General features: G+C 70.5%; 17 protein-coding genes and 1 pseudogene. 8 read left to right on the plus strand and 10 right to left on the minus strand.

Annotation, left to right across the window (positions count from 1 at the left end; all coding sequences use genetic code 11):
• Positions 1-2: 2 nt before the first annotated feature.
• The 8 genes and pseudogenes from rpsC to rpsJ form a co-directional block, all read right to left on the minus strand.
• Positions 3-851 (minus strand): 30S ribosomal protein S3, encoded by an 849-nt coding sequence (gene rpsC, locus ABIE44_RS05905; protein ID WP_209720819.1) that lies wholly within the window; start codon positions 849-851, stop codon positions 3-5.
• Positions 851-1,255 (minus strand): 50S ribosomal protein L22, encoded by a 405-nt coding sequence (gene rplV, locus ABIE44_RS05910; protein WP_209720817.1) that lies wholly within the window; start codon positions 1,253-1,255, stop codon positions 851-853. The genes rpsC and rplV overlap by 1 nt, the downstream gene beginning before the upstream one ends.
• Before the next feature lie 25 nt (positions 1,256-1,280).
• Entirely contained in the window at positions 1,281-1,562 is a 282-nt protein-coding gene (gene rpsS / locus ABIE44_RS05915; RefSeq protein ID WP_209720814.1) for a 30S ribosomal protein S19, read from the minus strand.
• A 12-nt stretch (positions 1,563-1,574) separates the two neighbouring features.
• Complete coding sequence (gene rplB / locus ABIE44_RS05920; protein ID WP_209720811.1) at positions 1,575-2,411, minus strand: 50S ribosomal protein L2; 837 nt, start codon at positions 2,409-2,411, stop codon at positions 1,575-1,577.
• Between the two features lie 32 nt (positions 2,412-2,443).
• Positions 2,444-2,749 (minus strand): 50S ribosomal protein L23, encoded by a 306-nt coding sequence (gene rplW, locus ABIE44_RS05925; RefSeq protein ID WP_209720808.1) that lies wholly within the window; start codon positions 2,747-2,749, stop codon positions 2,444-2,446.
• A gap of 23 nt (positions 2,750-2,772) precedes the next feature.
• A pseudogene (gene rplD, locus ABIE44_RS05930) lies at positions 2,773-3,534 on the minus strand (50S ribosomal protein L4); the annotation flags it as partial.
• Positions 3,535-3,536: 2 nt separating this feature from the next.
• Positions 3,537-4,196, minus strand: a complete 660-nt coding sequence (gene rplC / locus ABIE44_RS05935) for a 50S ribosomal protein L3 (protein ID WP_209720802.1) — start codon at positions 4,194-4,196, stop codon at positions 3,537-3,539.
• Positions 4,197-4,206: 10 nt separating this feature from the next.
• Entirely contained in the window at positions 4,207-4,515 is a 309-nt protein-coding gene (gene rpsJ / locus ABIE44_RS05940) for a 30S ribosomal protein S10 (RefSeq protein WP_007078637.1), read from the minus strand.
• Positions 4,516-4,908: 393 nt separating this feature from the next.
• Between rpsJ and ABIE44_RS05945 the strand changes: the two genes are divergently transcribed.
• From ABIE44_RS05945 to ABIE44_RS05965, 5 genes are read left to right on the plus strand one after another with little or no spacing between them, the layout of a single operon-like run.
• Positions 4,909-6,057 (plus strand): hypothetical protein, encoded by a 1,149-nt coding sequence (locus tag ABIE44_RS05945; RefSeq protein WP_209720799.1) that lies wholly within the window; start codon positions 4,909-4,911, stop codon positions 6,055-6,057.
• Positions 6,054-6,695, plus strand: coding sequence for a DUF4129 domain-containing protein (locus ABIE44_RS05950; RefSeq protein WP_209720796.1), 642 nt, complete (start codon positions 6,054-6,056; stop codon positions 6,693-6,695). Before ABIE44_RS05945 ends, ABIE44_RS05950 begins: the two co-directional genes overlap by 4 nt.
• On the plus strand, positions 6,692-7,861 hold the full coding sequence (locus ABIE44_RS05955; RefSeq protein ID WP_209720793.1) for a DUF4350 domain-containing protein: 1,170 nt from the start codon (positions 6,692-6,694) through the stop codon (positions 7,859-7,861). The genes ABIE44_RS05950 and ABIE44_RS05955 overlap by 4 nt, the downstream gene beginning before the upstream one ends.
• Positions 7,858-8,838, plus strand: a complete 981-nt coding sequence (locus ABIE44_RS05960) for an AAA family ATPase (RefSeq protein ID WP_209720790.1) — start codon at positions 7,858-7,860, stop codon at positions 8,836-8,838. The genes ABIE44_RS05955 and ABIE44_RS05960 overlap by 4 nt, the downstream gene beginning before the upstream one ends.
• A gap of 27 nt (positions 8,839-8,865) precedes the next feature.
• Entirely contained in the window at positions 8,866-10,155 is a 1,290-nt protein-coding gene (locus tag ABIE44_RS05965) for a DUF58 domain-containing protein (RefSeq protein ID WP_209720787.1), read from the plus strand.
• A 27-nt stretch (positions 10,156-10,182) separates the two neighbouring features.
• Here the strand turns inward: ABIE44_RS05965 and ABIE44_RS05970 are convergent, their stop codons facing one another.
• Positions 10,183-11,178 (minus strand): stage II sporulation protein M, encoded by a 996-nt coding sequence (locus ABIE44_RS05970; protein WP_209720785.1) that lies wholly within the window; start codon positions 11,176-11,178, stop codon positions 10,183-10,185.
• Between the two features lie 53 nt (positions 11,179-11,231).
• Here ABIE44_RS05970 and ABIE44_RS05975 point away from each other — a divergent pair, with 53 nt between their 5' ends.
• Entirely contained in the window at positions 11,232-12,044 is an 813-nt protein-coding gene (locus ABIE44_RS05975) for an RDD family protein (RefSeq protein ID WP_209720782.1), read from the plus strand.
• A gap of 99 nt (positions 12,045-12,143) precedes the next feature.
• A complete protein-coding gene (locus ABIE44_RS05980; protein WP_209720779.1) occupies positions 12,144-13,814 on the plus strand; it encodes a TIGR03767 family metallophosphoesterase in 1,671 nt (556 codons plus the stop codon).
• A gap of 2 nt (positions 13,815-13,816) precedes the next feature.
• Here ABIE44_RS05980 and trmB read toward each other — a convergent pair whose 3' ends face one another.
• A complete protein-coding gene (gene trmB, locus ABIE44_RS05985; protein ID WP_354437879.1) occupies positions 13,817-14,539 on the minus strand; it encodes a tRNA (guanosine(46)-N7)-methyltransferase TrmB in 723 nt (240 codons plus the stop codon).
• 128 nt (positions 14,540-14,667) lie between these two features.
• On the opposite strand from trmB, the gene ABIE44_RS05990 reads away from it, so the two are divergent.
• Positions 14,668-15,330 (plus strand): SGNH/GDSL hydrolase family protein, encoded by a 663-nt coding sequence (locus tag ABIE44_RS05990; protein ID WP_209720776.1) that lies wholly within the window; start codon positions 14,668-14,670, stop codon positions 15,328-15,330.
• The last annotated feature ends 37 nt before the right edge of the window (positions 15,331-15,367 follow it).

Below are 15,367 nucleotides of genomic sequence, written 5' to 3' on the forward strand. Positions count from 1 at the left end.
GGTCAGGACTCCTCAGTGGTTGCAGGCGCGACAACAGCGTCAACAGCCGCTGCGTTGTCGGCAGGGGCCTCGGCCGGGGCCTCGGCACGGTCCGCACGCGTCGGGCGGTCGCCGCCCCGCGTGCCACGGCTCGGACGCTCGCCACCGCGGGCGCCGCCACGGGCGTCGCGGCCGCGGCCAGGAGCACCGGCGCGGGAGGCAGCCTGCGCCTCGCGCTCGGCGCGGGTGCCGGCGACCTCGCCCTTGTAGATCCAGACCTTGACGCCGATGCGGCCGAAGGTGGTCCGGGCCTCGTAGAAGCCGTAGTCGATGTCGGCACGCAGCGTGTGCAGCGGGACGCGACCCTCGCGGTAGAACTCCGAGCGCGACATCTCAGCACCGTTGAGACGGCCCGAGCACTGGATCCGGATGCCCTTGGCACCGGAGCGCATCGAGGTCTGCATGGCCTTCTTCATCGCACGACGGAACTGCACGCGACCGGAGAGCTGCTCGGCAACTCCCTGGGCGACGAGCTGGGCGTCGATCTCGGGGTTCTTGACCTCGAGGATGTTGAGCTGGACCTGCTTGCCCGTGAGCTTCTCCAGCTCGGTGCGCAGGCGGTCGGCCTCGGCGCCGCGGCGACCGATGACGATGCCCGGACGAGCGGTGTGGATGTCCACGCGGACACGGTCACGGGTGCGCTCGATCTCGACCTTGGAGATGCCGGCCCGCTCCATGCCCTTGGAGAGCAGCTTGCGGATGGCGACGTCCTCGCCGACGTACGACTTGTACAGCTTGTCGGCGTACCAACGCGACTTGTGGTCGGTCGAGATGCCGAGACGGAAGCCGTTCGGGTTGATCTTCTGTCCCATTACTTAGCAACCTCCGCCGGCTGGACAACGATCGTGATGTGGCTGGTGCGCTTGTTGATCCGGGTGGCCCGGCCCTGCGCACGCGGACGCCAACGCTTCATCGTCGGGCCCTCGTCGACCGTCGCCTTGCTCACCACGAGGGTGTTCCGGTCGAGGTCCTCGGTGGTCTCGGCGTTCGCGACGGCGCTCTCGAGGACCTTGAAGACGGTCTCGGCGGCAGCCTGCGGCGCGAACTTCAGCAGGACGAGGGCGTCGTCGACGGGAAGACCGCGAACCAGGTCCACCACGCGGCGGGCCTTCAACGGGGTGATCCGCACGAAGCGAGCCGATGCGAAGGCACCGGCCTCGTCGCCGAGCAGCGAGTCACGGCGGGCGCTGGTGCGCCGACGCTCAGTAGTACTCATCTCAGTATCTCCTTGCGTCCCCGCGTCAGCGGCGACGGCTCTTCCGGTCGTCCTTGACGTGCCCGCGGTAGGTGCGGGTCGGGGCGAACTCGCCCAGCTTGTGGCCGACCATCGAGTCGGTCACGAAGACCGGGACGTGCTTGCGGCCGTCGTGCACGGCAAGCGTGTGACCGATCATCGTCGGCAGGATCATCGACCGACGCGACCAGGTCTTGATCACGTTGTGCGTACCGGCCGCGTTCTGCGCGTCCACCTTCTTCTCGAGGTGGCCGTCGACGAACGGGCCCTTCTTCAGACTGCGAGGCATCTCAGTTCCCTATCAGCGCTTGTTCTTGCCGGACTTGCGGCGACGGACGATGAGGGCATCGCTGGCCTTGCGCTTGCGCGTGCGACCCTCGGGCTTGCCCCACGGGGAGACGGGGTGGCGTCCACCGGACGTCTTGCCCTCACCACCACCGTGCGGGTGGTCGACCGGGTTCATGACGACACCACGGACGGTCGGGCGCTTGCCCTTCCAGCGCATGCGGCCGGCCTTGCCCCAGTTGATGTTCGACTGCTCGGCGTTGCCGACCTCGCCGACCGTGGCGCGGCAGCGGACGTCGACGTACCGCATCTCGCCCGAGGGCAGACGCAGCTGGGCGCGAGAGCCCTCCTTGGCGACGAGCTGGGCCTTGTTGCCGGCCGAGCGGGCCATCTTCGCGCCGCCACCGGGACGGAGCTCGATGCAGTGGATCGTCGTACCGACCGGGATGTTGCGCAGCGGCAGGTTGTTGCCGGGCTTGATGTCGGCCTGGGCGCCGGCCTCGATGGCCTGGCCCTGGACGACGCCGTTCGGCGCGATGATGTAGCGCTTCTCGCCGTCGGCGTAGTGCAGCAGCGCGATCCGGGCGGTGCGGTTCGGGTCGTACTCGATGTGAGCGACCTTGGCCGGGATCCCGTCCTTGTCGTAGCGACGGAAGTCGATGATCCGGTAGGCACGCTTGTGACCGCCACCCTGGTGACGCGTGGTGATCCGGCCCTGGTTGTTGCGACCGCCCTTCTTGGGCAGCGGACGCACCAGGGACTTCTCCGGCGTGGTCCGGGTGATCTCGGCGAAGTCAGCGACCGACGAGCCACGACGGCCCGGGGTGGTCGGCTTGTACTTGCGGATAGCCATGAGTTATCTCTGCTCTCTGTCTTCTCGGCCGGTCAGGAGACCGGTCCCCCGAAGATGTCGATGCGGTGACCCTCGGCGAGGCTGACAATGGCGCGCTTGGTGTCCTTGCGCTTGCCCAGGCCGCTGGCCGTACGACGCGTCTTGCCCTGACGGTTCAGGGTGTTGACCGAGGTGACCTTCACGTTGAACACCTTCTCGACCGCGATCTTGATCTCGGTCTTGTTGGCGTCCGGACGGACGATGAAGGTGTACTTGTTGTTGTCGAGGAGGCCGTAGCTCTTCTCGCTCACGACCGGCGCGATCAGGACGTCGCGGTGGTCCTTGTGCAGGGTGCTCATGCGGTCTCCTCCTCAGCGGCCTCGGGCGCCTCGTCGGCGGCCTCGGCGGCCGGCTCCTCGACCTTCTCGGCCTTCGGAGCGGTCTTCTTGGCAGCAGCCTTCTTCGCCGGCTTCTCCTCGACCTCGGCATCCGCACCGACGAACGCGTTGTACGCGCCCTGGGTGAAGACGACGTCGTCGGCGAGCAGCACGTCGTAGGTGTTGAGCTGGTCGACGGCGAGGATGTGCACGTTCGGCACGTTCCGCAGCGACAGCCAGGTCAGCGCGTCGTCGCGCTGCAGCACGATCAGCTGACGGCGACCGCCGGACAGGCTGTTCAGCAGGGCGACAGCGGTCTTGGTGGACGGCTTGTCACCGGCCGAGAGCGCCTCGACGACGTGGATGCGACCCTCGCGGGCCCGGTCGGACAGGGCGCCCTTGAGAGCGGCAGCCTTCATCTTCTTCGGGGTGCGCTGGTCGTAGTCACGCGGCTTGGGACCGTGGACGACGCCGCCGCCGACGAACTGCGGCGCACGGGTCGAGCCCTGACGAGCCCGGCCGGTGCCCTTCTGCTTGTACGGCTTGCGACCGCCACCACGGACCTCGCCACGACGCTTGGTCGAGTGCGTGCCCTGGCGCGCGGCAGCCTGCTGCGCGACGACGACTTGGTGGATCAGGGGGATGTTGGTCGCGACGTCGAAGATCTCGGCCGGCAGCGAGACCTTGACGACCTTGGCGGCGTCGGTGGTCGCAGCCTTCTTGGCCGTCGTCTTCTTCGCCGGAGCCTTCTTGGCAGTCTCAGCCATGCTCAGGCCTCCGTTCCGGACTTGGCGGCGGAGCGGATCACGATCAGGCCGCCCTTGGGGCCGGGAACGGCGCCCTTGAGCAGGATCAGGCCCTTCTCCACGTCGACCGCGTGCACGGTCACGTTCTGGGTGGTGATGGTGTCCGTACCCATGCGGCCGGCCATCCGGGTGCCCTTGAAGACGCGACCCGGGGTCGCGCAGGCGCCGATGGAACCAGGCTTGCGGTGGTTGCGGTGGGCACCGTGGGAGGCACCGACGCCGGCGAAGCCGTGGCGCTTCATGACACCGGCGTAGCCCTTGCCCTTGCTGGTGCCGGTGACGTCGACGTCGTCGCCGGCGGCGAACAGCTCGGGGCTGATCTCCTGGCCGACCTCGTACGACGCGGCGTCAGCGGTGCGGATCTCGTGCAGGTGGCGACGCGGGGTCACACCGGCCTTGTCGAAGTGTCCGGCGGACGGCTTCGTGACCTTGCGGCCCTCGATCTCGCCGTAGCCGAGCTGGATGGCGTTGTAGCCGTCCTTCTCGGGGGTGCGGACCTGGGTGATCACGTTGGTGCTCGCGGCGACCACGGTGACGGGGACGATCTTGTTGTTCTCGTCCCACAGCTGGGTCATGCCGAGCTTGGTGCCCAGCAGCCCCTTCACGTTGCGTTCGAAAGTCATCTCTACTACCTCAGAGCTTGATCTCGATGTCGACACCGGCAGGCAGGTCGAGGCGCATCAGCGAGTCGACCGTCTTCGGCGTGGGGTCAATGATGTCGATGAGGCGCTTGTGGGTGCGCATCTCGAAGTGCTCGCGAGAGTCCTTGTACTTGTGCGGCGAACGGATGACGCAGAAGACGTTCTTCTCCGTCGGCAGCGGCACGGGGCCGGCCACCTTCGCGCCGGTACGGGTAACCGTGTCAACGATCTTCCGAGCCGAGGTGTCGATCACCTCGTGGTCATAGGCCTTGAGCCTGATGCGGATCTTCTGTCCCGCCATCACGCGTCCTTTACTTCTCGTCTCACGATGAGTCTCGTCTCGTCTCGGTGAGACGATCCGCCCTGCTCTCCCCGCTCAGATCCCCGACCCCCGCGGTCGGGCGTGTCGCGGCTGGTAGGCGCACGACGAGCTCGACCTGGCGGTCGGTGTTTCTCAGGGGTGTGCCCGACGGGGAGTCGGGCTGAACGGGATCTCCAGGTGCGGCACGGACACGCGACCACAGCGCTTCCTTCACCAGGAAGCCAGGAGAACCTGTTCAGTAGTCAATGTCCGCGCCCCGGCAATCCCGCCGGAGCAACCGGACTATCTTGGCAGAGATCCGCACCAGCGCCAAATCGGGGCCCGGGTGACAGGATGTGCGACTCAGGCACGCAGCAGCGCGAGGGAGCAACGATGTCGGATCTCGGGTCCTACCCCCCTCCGGGGTCTCCGGAGCCGCCCCCTCCCCCGCCGCCGGGGTCCCCCGCCGCTGCGCCCGCGCAGCAGTCCTGGTTCAACCCGGTCAGCCCGCAGACGGCAGCCCAGGTCGGACAGGTCGCCCAGCCCGGGTACCCGGTGACTCCGCCCGGGTACTACGCCCCTCCGGTGGCAGCGGCCGCCCACAAGCCCGGGGTGATCCCGCTGCGGCCGCTCGGCCTCGGCGACATCTACGACGGCGCGTTCAAGATCATCCGGTTCAGCCCGGGCGCCACCGTCGGTTCGGCTGTTCTGGTGACCGCCGTCGCGATGGCGATCCCCCTGGCGATCACGGGCCTCCTGGCCGCGGTCTTCGACCTGTCCCTGTCCTCGATCGACAGCATCGACCCGGACACCGCGGACGTCGCCAGCCTGCTCGCGGGCAGCGGCACCGTCGTGGGGGGCGCGATCCTCCAGGGCATCGGGCTGATCTTCGTGACCGGGATGGTCGCCCACGTGACCGCGGCAGCCGCCGTGGGGCGCAAGCTCACCCTGTCGGAGTCGTGGGCCGCAACAGCGGGAAGGCGCGGCAAGCTGGTCGGCCTGACCCTCGTCCTGCTGCTCGGCACGGTCCTCTACCTGGCCCTCGGCACGGCCGTCGTCGTGCTGCTCGCTTTCGCACTGCCCGAAGCGGCGGCGGTCGTCACGGGGATCCTGGTCGGGATCGCGCTCGTGTGCGGCCTGGTGTTCCTGTGGGCACGCATCTACTACCTGGCCGTCCCGCCGCTGCTCCTGGAACCGGTCGGGGTCCTCGGCGCACTCGGCCGCTCCTGGCAGCTCACCTCCGGGGCCTTCTGGCGCACCTTCGGCATCGCACTGCTGACCATCCTCGTCACCCAGGTCGCCGGCGGCATGCTCGGCATCCCCTTCGGGATCATCGGCGAGATCGCGCGTACGGCCACCGGTGAGGGCGAGGTCGGGCTGCTGGTCTACCTGACCTGCACCGCTTTGTCGAGCGTGATGTCCGCGGCTTTCGTCGCTCCCTTCACGAGTGCGGTCACCACGCTGCAGTACGTCGACCTGCGCATGCGCAAGGAGGGGTACGACGTCGAGCTCCTCACCCGGGCGGGTGTGCCGACGCCGTGACGCACGTCGACAACGTTCTGGGCGCCGCGGCGTACGTGCCCTGGGGGGCGCCCCTGGACCCGTCGCCCGACGGGGCCCGCACGTCGCTGCGTCGCGAGCTACTCCGTCCCGAGTACCACCAGGACAACCCCCTGCAACAGGTGCTGCGCTGGCTCCAGGACCGCATCGGTTCCGGACTGGACGCTGCCTCGAACACCTCCCCGATCGGCGCGGCCGGCGCGCTGGTCGTGTTCCTCGTCGTCCTCGGTCTGCTCGGCTGGTTCCTGTCGCGCTTCCGACGCAGCAGCCAGGCGGTCGCGACCAGCGGCGCGGTGCTGACCGAGGAGCGGGTCACCGCCGCCGAGCTGCGCTCGCGCGCCGTGGCGGCGATGGCCGAGAACCGGTACGAGGACGCAGTGACCGACGGCTTCCGAGCACTCGCGCTGCGGCAGATCGAGCACGGACGACTCGACGAGCAGCCGGGCGCCACCGCGCACGAGGTCGCAGTCCAGCTCGGCAACGAGTTCGCCGGGACCCGGGACCGGATCTTCGACGCCGCCGGGCTCTTCGACCTCGTCCTGTACGGCGACCGGGCGGCTACGCGCGAGCAGGCCGAGTCCGTGCTCGCCCTGGACGACGACCTGGTCGGTGTCCGGTGAGCACCACGACCGCGGAACCCCCTGCCCCGGCCTCGGCGACCTCGCCGCGACGCGGGTGGTTGCGCCGCCACAAGGCCCTCGTGCTGGTCCTGGTCGGCCTGGTCGCGGCCACGGCGCTGTCAGTGCTGAGTGGCGACGACGACCGGTTCACCGAGCCCCTCGACCCCGCGAACGCCCGTCCCGAGGGTGCGCGGGCGGTCGCACGCGTCCTGGCGAACGAGGGCATCGACGTCGACGTCGTGCGCAGCGCCGCGGAGCTCGAGAGGGCCCGCACCGACGCGGACACCACGGTGGTCATCACCTCCACCGACGGCCTCGGCCGGCGTACGGCCCGGCAGGTGCGCACCCAGGCGTCCGAGTCCACCCTGGTCCTGGTCGAGCCCCGGTTCGCGGTGCCGTCGATGTTCGGCGAGGAGGACGGCGTCGGGTACTCCCGCACGAGGAAGGTCGACGGGAGCTGTCGCGACGACCGGTTCGACGGGCTGACCCTGGAGTCCGACAAGGGGGCCGTCTTCGCCTCCTCGTCCGCCGCCTGCTTCGCGACCGGGAGCGGCGCGCTGCTGACCGAACCCTCGGACGGCACCTACTTCCTCGGCGCGGGTGACGTGCTGGCCAACGAGCAGATCACCCGCTCCGACAACGCGGCGTTCGCGCTGCGCCTGCTCGGCGGCCACCCGCACCTGGTCTGGTACGTGCCGGACCCGTTGGACCTGAGCGCCGACGAGGGCGTGACCTTCTCCTCGCTGCTGCCCCGCTGGCTCGGACCCGCGATGCTGCTGCTCGGCGTTGCGGCGGTCACCCTCATCCTCTGGCGCTCGCGGCGGCTGGGCGCGCTCGCGGTCGAACCGCTGCCCGTGGCGGTCACGGCCATCGAGACGACCCGCAGCCGGGGGCGCCTGTACCGCAAGGTCAACGACCGCGGGTACGCCGCCGGGGCGCTGCGGCACGCCGCTCGGACGGACATCGCGGCGCACCTGCTGATGCCGCGGCACACCGCGAACGACCCCGAGCTGCTGGTGCGGGTGCTCGGCAGCTACTCCGTGCTCGGGGCCGACCGGCTCCGCGAGCTGCTCCGCACCGACGGGCCCGCCCCCGCCTCCGACAAAGACCTGATCACCCTGGCCAACGACCTGGCCGACCTGCTGAGAGAGGTACACCGCTCATGACCGAGAACGTGCACACCCCTGAGGACGTCTCCCAGGCGCGGGAGCGGCTGATGTCGGTCCGCGGCGAGGTGGCCAAGGTGGTCGTCGGCCAGGACGCTGCGGTCTCCGGCCTGCTGGTCGCCCTGCTGTGCCGCGGCCACGTGCTGATGGAGGGCGTGCCCGGTGTGGCCAAGACCCTGCTGGTCCGCACGCTGGCCGGAGCGTTGTCGGTGGACACCAAGCGGGTCCAGTTCACCCCGGACCTGATGCCGGGCGACATCACCGGGTCGATGGTCATCGACAGCCAGGCCGGCGAGCTGAGCTTCCGCGAGGGCCCCCTGTTCACCAACCTGCTGCTCGCCGACGAGATCAACCGGACACCCCCCAAGACCCAGTCCGCGCTGCTCGAGGCGATGGAGGAGGGGCAGGTCTCCGTCGACGGCGTCTCCCGGACGCTGCCACGACCGTTCCTGGTCGCGGCCACGCAGAACCCGGTGGAGTACGAGGGCACCTACCCGCTGCCCGAGGCACAGCTCGACCGGTTCCTGCTCAAGGTGATCCTGCCGCTGCCCGAGCGCGAGGCCGAGCTGGAGATCCTGCGACGGCACGCGACAGGTTTCGACCCGCGTGACGTCGCCGGCGCCGGTGTCCGAGCGGTCGCGGGGCCCGAGGACATCCTGGCCGGCCAGCGCGGCGTCGCTGCCGTCCAGGTCTCCCCCGAGGTCTCCGGGTACATCGTCGACATCGCCCGGGCGACCCGGAGCTCGCCGTCGCTCAGCCTCGGCGTCAGCCCGCGCGGCAGCACCGCGCTGCTGCACGCCGCCCGGGCCTGGGCCTGGTTGTCGGGCCGGGACTTCGTGACGCCGGACGACGTCAAGGTCCTCGCGCACGCCACCCTCGCCCACCGCCTCGGACTGCGACCGGAGGCCGAGCTCGACGGCACCGACGTCAACCAGGTGCTCGCCTCCGCGCTCGGCTCGGTCCCGGTCCCGCGGTGACCAGGACACCGTGAGGGAACGGTACTGATGTCGATCACGGGTCGGGTTCCGCTCCTGCTGCTGGCAGGGGTGCTGCCGGTCGTGCTCCGACCCCACCTGGGCACGGCCTGGATGTGGATCGGGCTGGTCCTCCTGGTCGTCGTGGCCGACTGGGCGCTGGCGCCGTCGCCGAGCACGCTGGAGGTCAGCCGGTCCAGCGACTCCCGGGTCCGTCTGGGAGAGCCCGCGGAGACCACGCTGACCGTGACGAACACCGGACGCCGTCGTGCTCGCGGGGTGCTCCGGGACGCCTGGCAGCCGACCGCCGGCGCGACCGGCAACCGGCACCGGTTGCAGCTGGCCCCCGGTGACCGCACCCGCCTGCGCACACCCCTGCAACCGGTACGCCGGGGCGACCTGCAGGCGGTCGGCGCCACGGTGCGCCTGCTCGGCCCCCTGGGACTCGCCGCGCGTCAGCGGACGCGCCACGTCCCCGGCGCGATCCGGTCGCTGCCGCCCTTCGGGTCCCGCAAGCACCTGCCCAGCAGGCTCGCCCGGCTGCGCGACCTCGACGGTCGCTCGGCGGTCCGGGTCCGCGCTCCGGGCACCGAGTTCGACTCCCTGCGCGAGTACGTGCGCGGCGACGACGTCCGCAGCATCGACTGGCGCGCGAGCGCCCGCAACCGCAACGTGGTCGTCCGCACCTGGCAGCCCGAGCGCGACCGGCGCATCGTCCTGGTCCTGGACACCTCGCGCACCTCGGCAGGCCGGGTCGCCGACGTCCCGCGGCTGGACTCCGCCATGGACGCCGCCCTGCTGCTGGCGGCGCTGGCCGCGCGGGCCGGCGACCGGGTGGACTTCCTGGCCGGCGACCGACGGGTCCGCAGCCGGCTCCGGCTCTCGGGCACCGACGTGGTCGCGCCGTTGCAGGACGCGATGAGCGGGCTCGTCCCGATCATCGCCGAGGCCGACTGGTCGGGGCTGGCCGGCGCGATCACCCAGCTCGGACGGCAGCGTGCGCTGGTCGTGCTGCTCACGCCGCTCGAGCCTTCCGCGATCGAGGAGGGGTTGCTGCCGGTGCTGCCGACGCTGGCGCGCCACCACCGGGTGGTCGTCGCGTCCGTCAAGGACCCGGCCCTGGACGAGATGGTGGCCAGCCACGAGGACATCGACGAGGTCTACGGCGCCGCCGCGGCCACCCAGACGCTGCAGCGACGACGTCGTACGGCGGAGGTGCTCGGCGCGCTCGGCGTCGAGGTGGTCGACGCCGATGCGGACAAGCTCCCGCCGGCCCTTGCTGATCACTACCTCATGCTCAAGGCCCGCGGCTTCCTCTGAGCGTCATGCGCGGCACGTGGCCAAGGGTCACGAGGCGGTGGCCACCCGGTCCTCCAGGAGCGAGGCGTCGACGTCTCCGGTCTGGCCGCGCTGGTAGGCCGTCCGCCCGAGCGTGAAGACGTAGGCGAAGAACGCGAGCTCGGCGAGGATGCCGATCCCGATCCGCGCCCAGGTCGGCAGGCCCGAGGGCGTGACGAACCCCTCGATCGCGCCACTGATCATCAGCACGACCACCAGGCCGAGCGCGACCGTGGCCGCAGTCCGGCCCTCGCGGGCGACCGACTGGGTCCGGGTCCGGTCGCCGGGTTCTATCCACGACCAGAACAGCTTGAGCCCGACTCCGCCCGCGACGAATACGGCCGTGAGCTCGAGCAGCCCGTGCGGGAGGATCAAGCCCCAGAAGTGACCCGCGTGCCCGTGGTTGATCATCACCGAACCGATCACCGCCAGGTTCAGGATGTTGTTGAAGAGCAGGTAGATCACCGGGAAGCCCAGGATGCCGAGCGCGAGGCAGAGCGCCGAGACCCAGGCGTTGTTCACCCAGACCTGCAGGGCGAAGTGGCTCGAGGCGTAGGTGCTGTAGTAGTCCTCGAAGTCGTGGTTGACCAGCTGGTCGACCTCACCGGGGCTCATCAGGGTCTGCTCCACCATCGGGTGGTCGAGCAGCCAGATGATCATCACTGCGGTGACCACGACGTTGGCGAGCAGGCAGCCGATCCACCACCGGCGCAACCGGTACAGCGCGGCCGGGAACACCTCGGTGAAGAACCGGCCCACGTTGCGCCAGCTCGTCACCCGCGTCCCGACCGATCGGTTCCGGGCCCGCGCGAGGATCGAGGACAGGTAGGAGACCAGCGATGCGTCCGGCGCTGCCGTGCGGATCACCGAGAGGTGCGTGGCCACCTGCTGGTAGCGGTCGATCAGCTCGTCGCTCTCGGCACCGCTGAGCCGGCTGCGCCGGGTGAGCACGTCGAGGCGGTCCCACTCGTGCCCGTGCGCGATCACGTAGGCGTCGAGGTCCATGTGCCCAACCCTAAGCCGGACACGCGTGTGGCCGGGTGCCTATGCTGGTCGGAATGTCCTCTTCCCTCGAAGCCGCCAGCCTCACCGCCGACGACCTGGTCACCGGCGAGGCAGTCGCGCTCGACCTCCCGGCGGCATCCTTCGGGTCGCGGGTGGTCTCGGGTCTGCTGGACCTCGTCGCCACCCTGGTGACGTTGTTCTTCGTGACCATCCTGATGACGTCGCTGTCCTCGGGCACCGACGAGGCGCTGTTCTGGGCTTCGCTGATCGCGACCCTGATGACCGTCTTCCTGGTGATCCCGACGACACTGGAGACCCTCACCCGCGGCAAGTCGCTGGGCAAGATGGCGATGGGCCTGCGCACCGTGCGCGACGACGCCGGACCGATCTCCGCCCAGCACGCCTTCGTCCGCTCGCTGATCGGCTTCGTCGAGATCTACACCTTCTTCGGGGCGCCGGCCTTCTTCTCCTCCCTGCTCAGCGAGCGCGGCAAGCGCCTCGGCGACCACGCTGCCGGCACCTACGTGATTCGCGAGCGGTTCCCGCTGCGGTTCCCGCTGCCGGCCCCGATGCCGCCGCACCTCGCCGACTGGGCGCGCAACGCCGACATCGCGCCCCTCCCGACGGCGGTCGCGCTGGGCGTCCGCCAGTTCCTCGCTCGCGCGAACCAGATCGGTCCCGCGGCCAGTGCGCAGCTCGCCCGCACCCTGGCCGACCAGGTGCAGCCGTTCGTGTCCCCTGCCCCGCCGCCGGGCACGACGCCGGAGTACTTCCTCGCGGCCGTCCTGGTCTCGCGGCGTGAGCGCGACCTGGCCCGGATCCACCGCGAGAACGAGCTGCGACGTCGCCTGGTGTCCCGCGGTTGACCACCGGGTGAACCAGCACCCCGGGTAGATCACCAACCTTCACCCGACGTCTGCATCGACGTCATCGGCCCGGGGGTGCGGCCTCGTCATCGTGAGCACGTGGTCACGCTCACGCGCCGACGAGTCCTGCAAGCCGGAGCCACTTCCGGGGCCCTGGCGATCTGGCCCACCGCCCTGCTCTTCGACTGGCCCCGGCTCCAGGGTCGCCCGGTGTTCTCTGCGGGAACGACCCTGGAGTCGACCATCGGCATGCGCGCGGGTCCGGCGTACCGGCAGCTGCGGCTGCGGGAGGGCGAGGCCGCCGAGCTCCGCGAGGACCTCGCACGGGGGCGCCGCGGTCGGGAGGACCGGCGCGAAGGCGTCGGCGTCCTCGTCCAGGTCTCCGACCTGCACGTGACCGATGCCCAGCACCCGTTGCGGTTCGAGTACCTCGACCGGATCAACCAGGTCGGGCACCGCCCCGGCGAGTTCCTCGGGCTGCACGGGACGAACGCGCTCGTCTCCCGGATCAACGGCCTGGACGGCGGGCCCTGGACCGGGCGCAGGATCGACGCGGTGGTCAGCACCGGCGACAACACCGACAACCAGTCCCGCAACGAGCTGGACTGGTTGCTCGGGGTCCTGGCTGGTGGTGTCGTGCGTGCCGACAGCGGCAGTCTCGACGGGTACGAAGGCGTCGCGGCCAGCGGCCACCGGGAGTACTGGCAGCCGGAGAGCACCCGTCGCGACGCGTTCAAGGACCGCGGGTTCCCGGTCGTGCATGGCCTGCTGGGCGCCGCGACCCGACCGTTCATCGCGCCCGGGCTCGACGTGCCGTGGGTCCTGACGATGGGCAACCACGACGACGTCGCCGGGGGCATGCTCGGCAACCGTCAGTACGTCGAGGACTGGTCGCTGGGCGACCGGAAGATCTTCTCCTCCCACGGCGACGTCACCTACCGGCTCGCCTCCATGCTCAAGGGCGTCCGCGCCGGCGACGACGCCCGCGAGATGCTCGCCTCGATCGTGTCCTCGGGCCGGACCCGGACCGTGCACGCCGACCCGCGTCGAGCGCCGTTCACCGGCGCCGACTACCTCGCAGCGCTCCGCGACCCCCGGTACGTCGGAGCAGGTCCGGTCGGGCACGGGTACGCCGAGGACGCCGATCCGGACCACCTCTACTTCACCTACCGTGCCAGCGAGCTGGTCACCGTGATCAGCCTGGACACGACCAACCAGGCCGGTGGCGCCGAGGGATCGATCGGCTCCGGCCAGCTCGCCTGGCTCGAGCGGCAGCTGACGACCCTGACCGACCAGTACGTCGTCGTGCTCAGCCACCACCCGTCCGGCTCGATGCGCAACCTCGCCGAGGACCCACGCTTCCCGGGCGAGCAGCGGCACGGCGACGACGAGCTGCGTCGGGTGCTGCACCGCCACCCGCAGGTGGTCGCGTGGGTCAACGGCCACACCCACCGCAACGACATCACCCCGCACCGGCACGACGAGGCGAAGCGCTCCTTCTGGGAGATCAACTCCGCCTCGCACACCGACGCCCCGCAGCAGGCCCGGGTGATCGAGGTCGCCCGGAACGGCGACGGCACGATCTCCCTGTTCACCACGATGATCGACGCCGACGCCCCGCTGGTGGCGGACCCGGACGACCTGTCGCCGGCGGGCCTGGCGTCGTACTACCGCGAGCTCGCGTTCAACGACCGGCCGTGGCACGCGCGCGCCGGGAGACGACGCGACCGGAACACCGAGCTGCTGCTCCGGGACCCGCTGCCGGCCTGAGGTCAGCGGGTCCGGTAGGCGAGGTCGATGATGTCGCGGTCGACCGCGACGCCCTTGCGCTCGAACTTGGTGACGGGGCGGTCCACCCAGCGCTCGACGCGCCCGCCCTCGAGTGCGGGCTCGGCGTCGAGGACGGCGATCATCTGCTCGGCGTACTCGCCCCAGTCGGTCGCGAGCCGCCACGTCCCGCCCGGCTTCAGCCGGGTAGCGACCAGCGCCGCGAACTCGGGGCCGACGAGGCGCCGCTTGTGGTGCTTCTTCTTGGGCCACGGGTCGGGGAAGAACGTCCAGAGCTCCGCCAGGCTGCCGGGCTCGACCAGGTTCTCCAGGAACCAGACGGCGTCGACACCGAGCATCCGGACGTTGTCGGCCCCCGCTTCCGCCAGCAGACCGAGGGTGTGCGCGACGCCGGGCATCCAGACCTCGAGCGCCAGCACGTTGTACTCCGGCCGGGCCGCCGCCAGCGATGCCGTCGCCTCGCCGATGCCGGACCCGATCTCGATGATCAGCGGCGCGTCGCGACCGAACAGTGCCGCGAGGTCGAAGCCGGGCTCGTCGACGGCCGACTCGGGGATCACCCAGTCGCGGTGGTAGGCGTCCCAGGACTCCTGCTGGCTGGGCGTGAACCGGCTGCCGCGCCGCGAGTAGGTCAGCACCTCGCGCATCCGGCGGCCGTCCTCGGTGAGACGACGGTGCGGACGGGCGGGCGGCAGGGCATCAGGCACGACGAGAAGGGTACGTGTCGTTTCGGTCACGAGAGGGACCCGGCCTTCGCAAACGCCTGCGCAGAAGGGGATCCAGGACGCAGGATGTCCGCGTGCGCAGGCGATTTCGGGTGCCTACACCTCTTCTCATGGCAGCAGCCGCCGGTCTGGTGATCGGCGTGCTGGGCCTGCTCACCGCTGCCCAACCGGCCCAGTCCACCGAGCTCGACCGCTGCGCGAAGTTCGCGAACGACTCCCGCGCCCGGGCCAAGGTCGTCACCGGGACCGGCTCGGACGTCGTCGTGATCGGCGACTCGTACTCGGTCGGGCTCGGCCTGACCGACCCGCTCCGCGCGTGGCCCGAGCAGCTGCCCGGTCGTCTCCAGGTGTTCGGCTTCTCCGGCTCCGGGTTCAGTCACGGCTCCAGCCCCTGCGGCGAGGTCGCCTACTACCAACGGGCTCCGCAGGCACTGCGTGACAACGGCGCCACCGTCGTCATCGAGGGCGGCCTCAACGACGAGTTCCAGACCACTGCCGGCATCCGTGCGGGAGTACGCCGTGTCCTCGCCGCGGCCCGCGGCCACCGGGTCCTCATCGTCGGTCCCGCCAAGGCCCCGTCCCGCGCGGCCCAAGCGGTCCGGATCGACAAGATCCTGCGTGCGGCCGCCGCGCGCTCCGACGTCGGGTACGTGAGCATGCTCGACCACCGGTTCAGCTACCTTCCGGACCGTCTCCACCTCACCCCTGCCGGTCACCGCGCCTTCGGCCGCGCCGTCGCTGAGGCACTCGTCACAAGCGCAAAGTCGAGTTAACTGGCAGACTTCGGCGCAATCCCCTATCGGTGAGAGG

The organism is Marmoricola sp. OAE513, from assembly GCF_040546585.1.
Classification (GTDB): Bacteria; Actinomycetota; Actinomycetes; order Propionibacteriales; family Nocardioidaceae; genus Marmoricola.

Coding starts and splice junctions, on each gene's coding strand:
- rpsC (WP_209720819.1), bottom strand. CDS start 851: ATGGGACAGAAGATCAACCCGAACGGCTTCCGTCTCGGCATCTCGACC.
- rpsJ (WP_007078637.1), bottom strand. CDS start 4,515: ATGGCGGGACAGAAGATCCGCATCAGGCTCAAGGCCTATGACCACGAG.
- rplC (WP_209720802.1), bottom strand. CDS start 4,196: ATGACTTTCGAACGCAACGTGAAGGGGCTGCTGGGCACCAAGCTCGGC.
- ABIE44_RS05975 (WP_209720782.1), top strand. CDS start 11,232: ATGTCCTCTTCCCTCGAAGCCGCCAGCCTCACCGCCGACGACCTGGTC.
- ABIE44_RS05945 (WP_209720799.1), top strand. CDS start 4,909: ATGTCGGATCTCGGGTCCTACCCCCCTCCGGGGTCTCCGGAGCCGCCC.
- rpsS (WP_209720814.1), bottom strand. CDS start 1,562: ATGCCTCGCAGTCTGAAGAAGGGCCCGTTCGTCGACGGCCACCTCGAG.
- ABIE44_RS05960 (WP_209720790.1), top strand. CDS start 7,858: ATGACCGAGAACGTGCACACCCCTGAGGACGTCTCCCAGGCGCGGGAG.
- rplW (WP_209720808.1), bottom strand. CDS start 2,749: ATGAGCACCCTGCACAAGGACCACCGCGACGTCCTGATCGCGCCGGTC.
- rplB (WP_209720811.1), bottom strand. CDS start 2,411: ATGGCTATCCGCAAGTACAAGCCGACCACCCCGGGCCGTCGTGGCTCG.
- ABIE44_RS05970 (WP_209720785.1), bottom strand. CDS start 11,178: ATGGACCTCGACGCCTACGTGATCGCGCACGGGCACGAGTGGGACCGC.
- ABIE44_RS05965 (WP_209720787.1), top strand. CDS start 8,866: ATGTCGATCACGGGTCGGGTTCCGCTCCTGCTGCTGGCAGGGGTGCTG.
- ABIE44_RS05990 (WP_209720776.1), top strand. CDS start 14,668: ATGGCAGCAGCCGCCGGTCTGGTGATCGGCGTGCTGGGCCTGCTCACC.
- rplV (WP_209720817.1), bottom strand. CDS start 1,255: ATGAGTACTACTGAGCGTCGGCGCACCAGCGCCCGCCGTGACTCGCTG.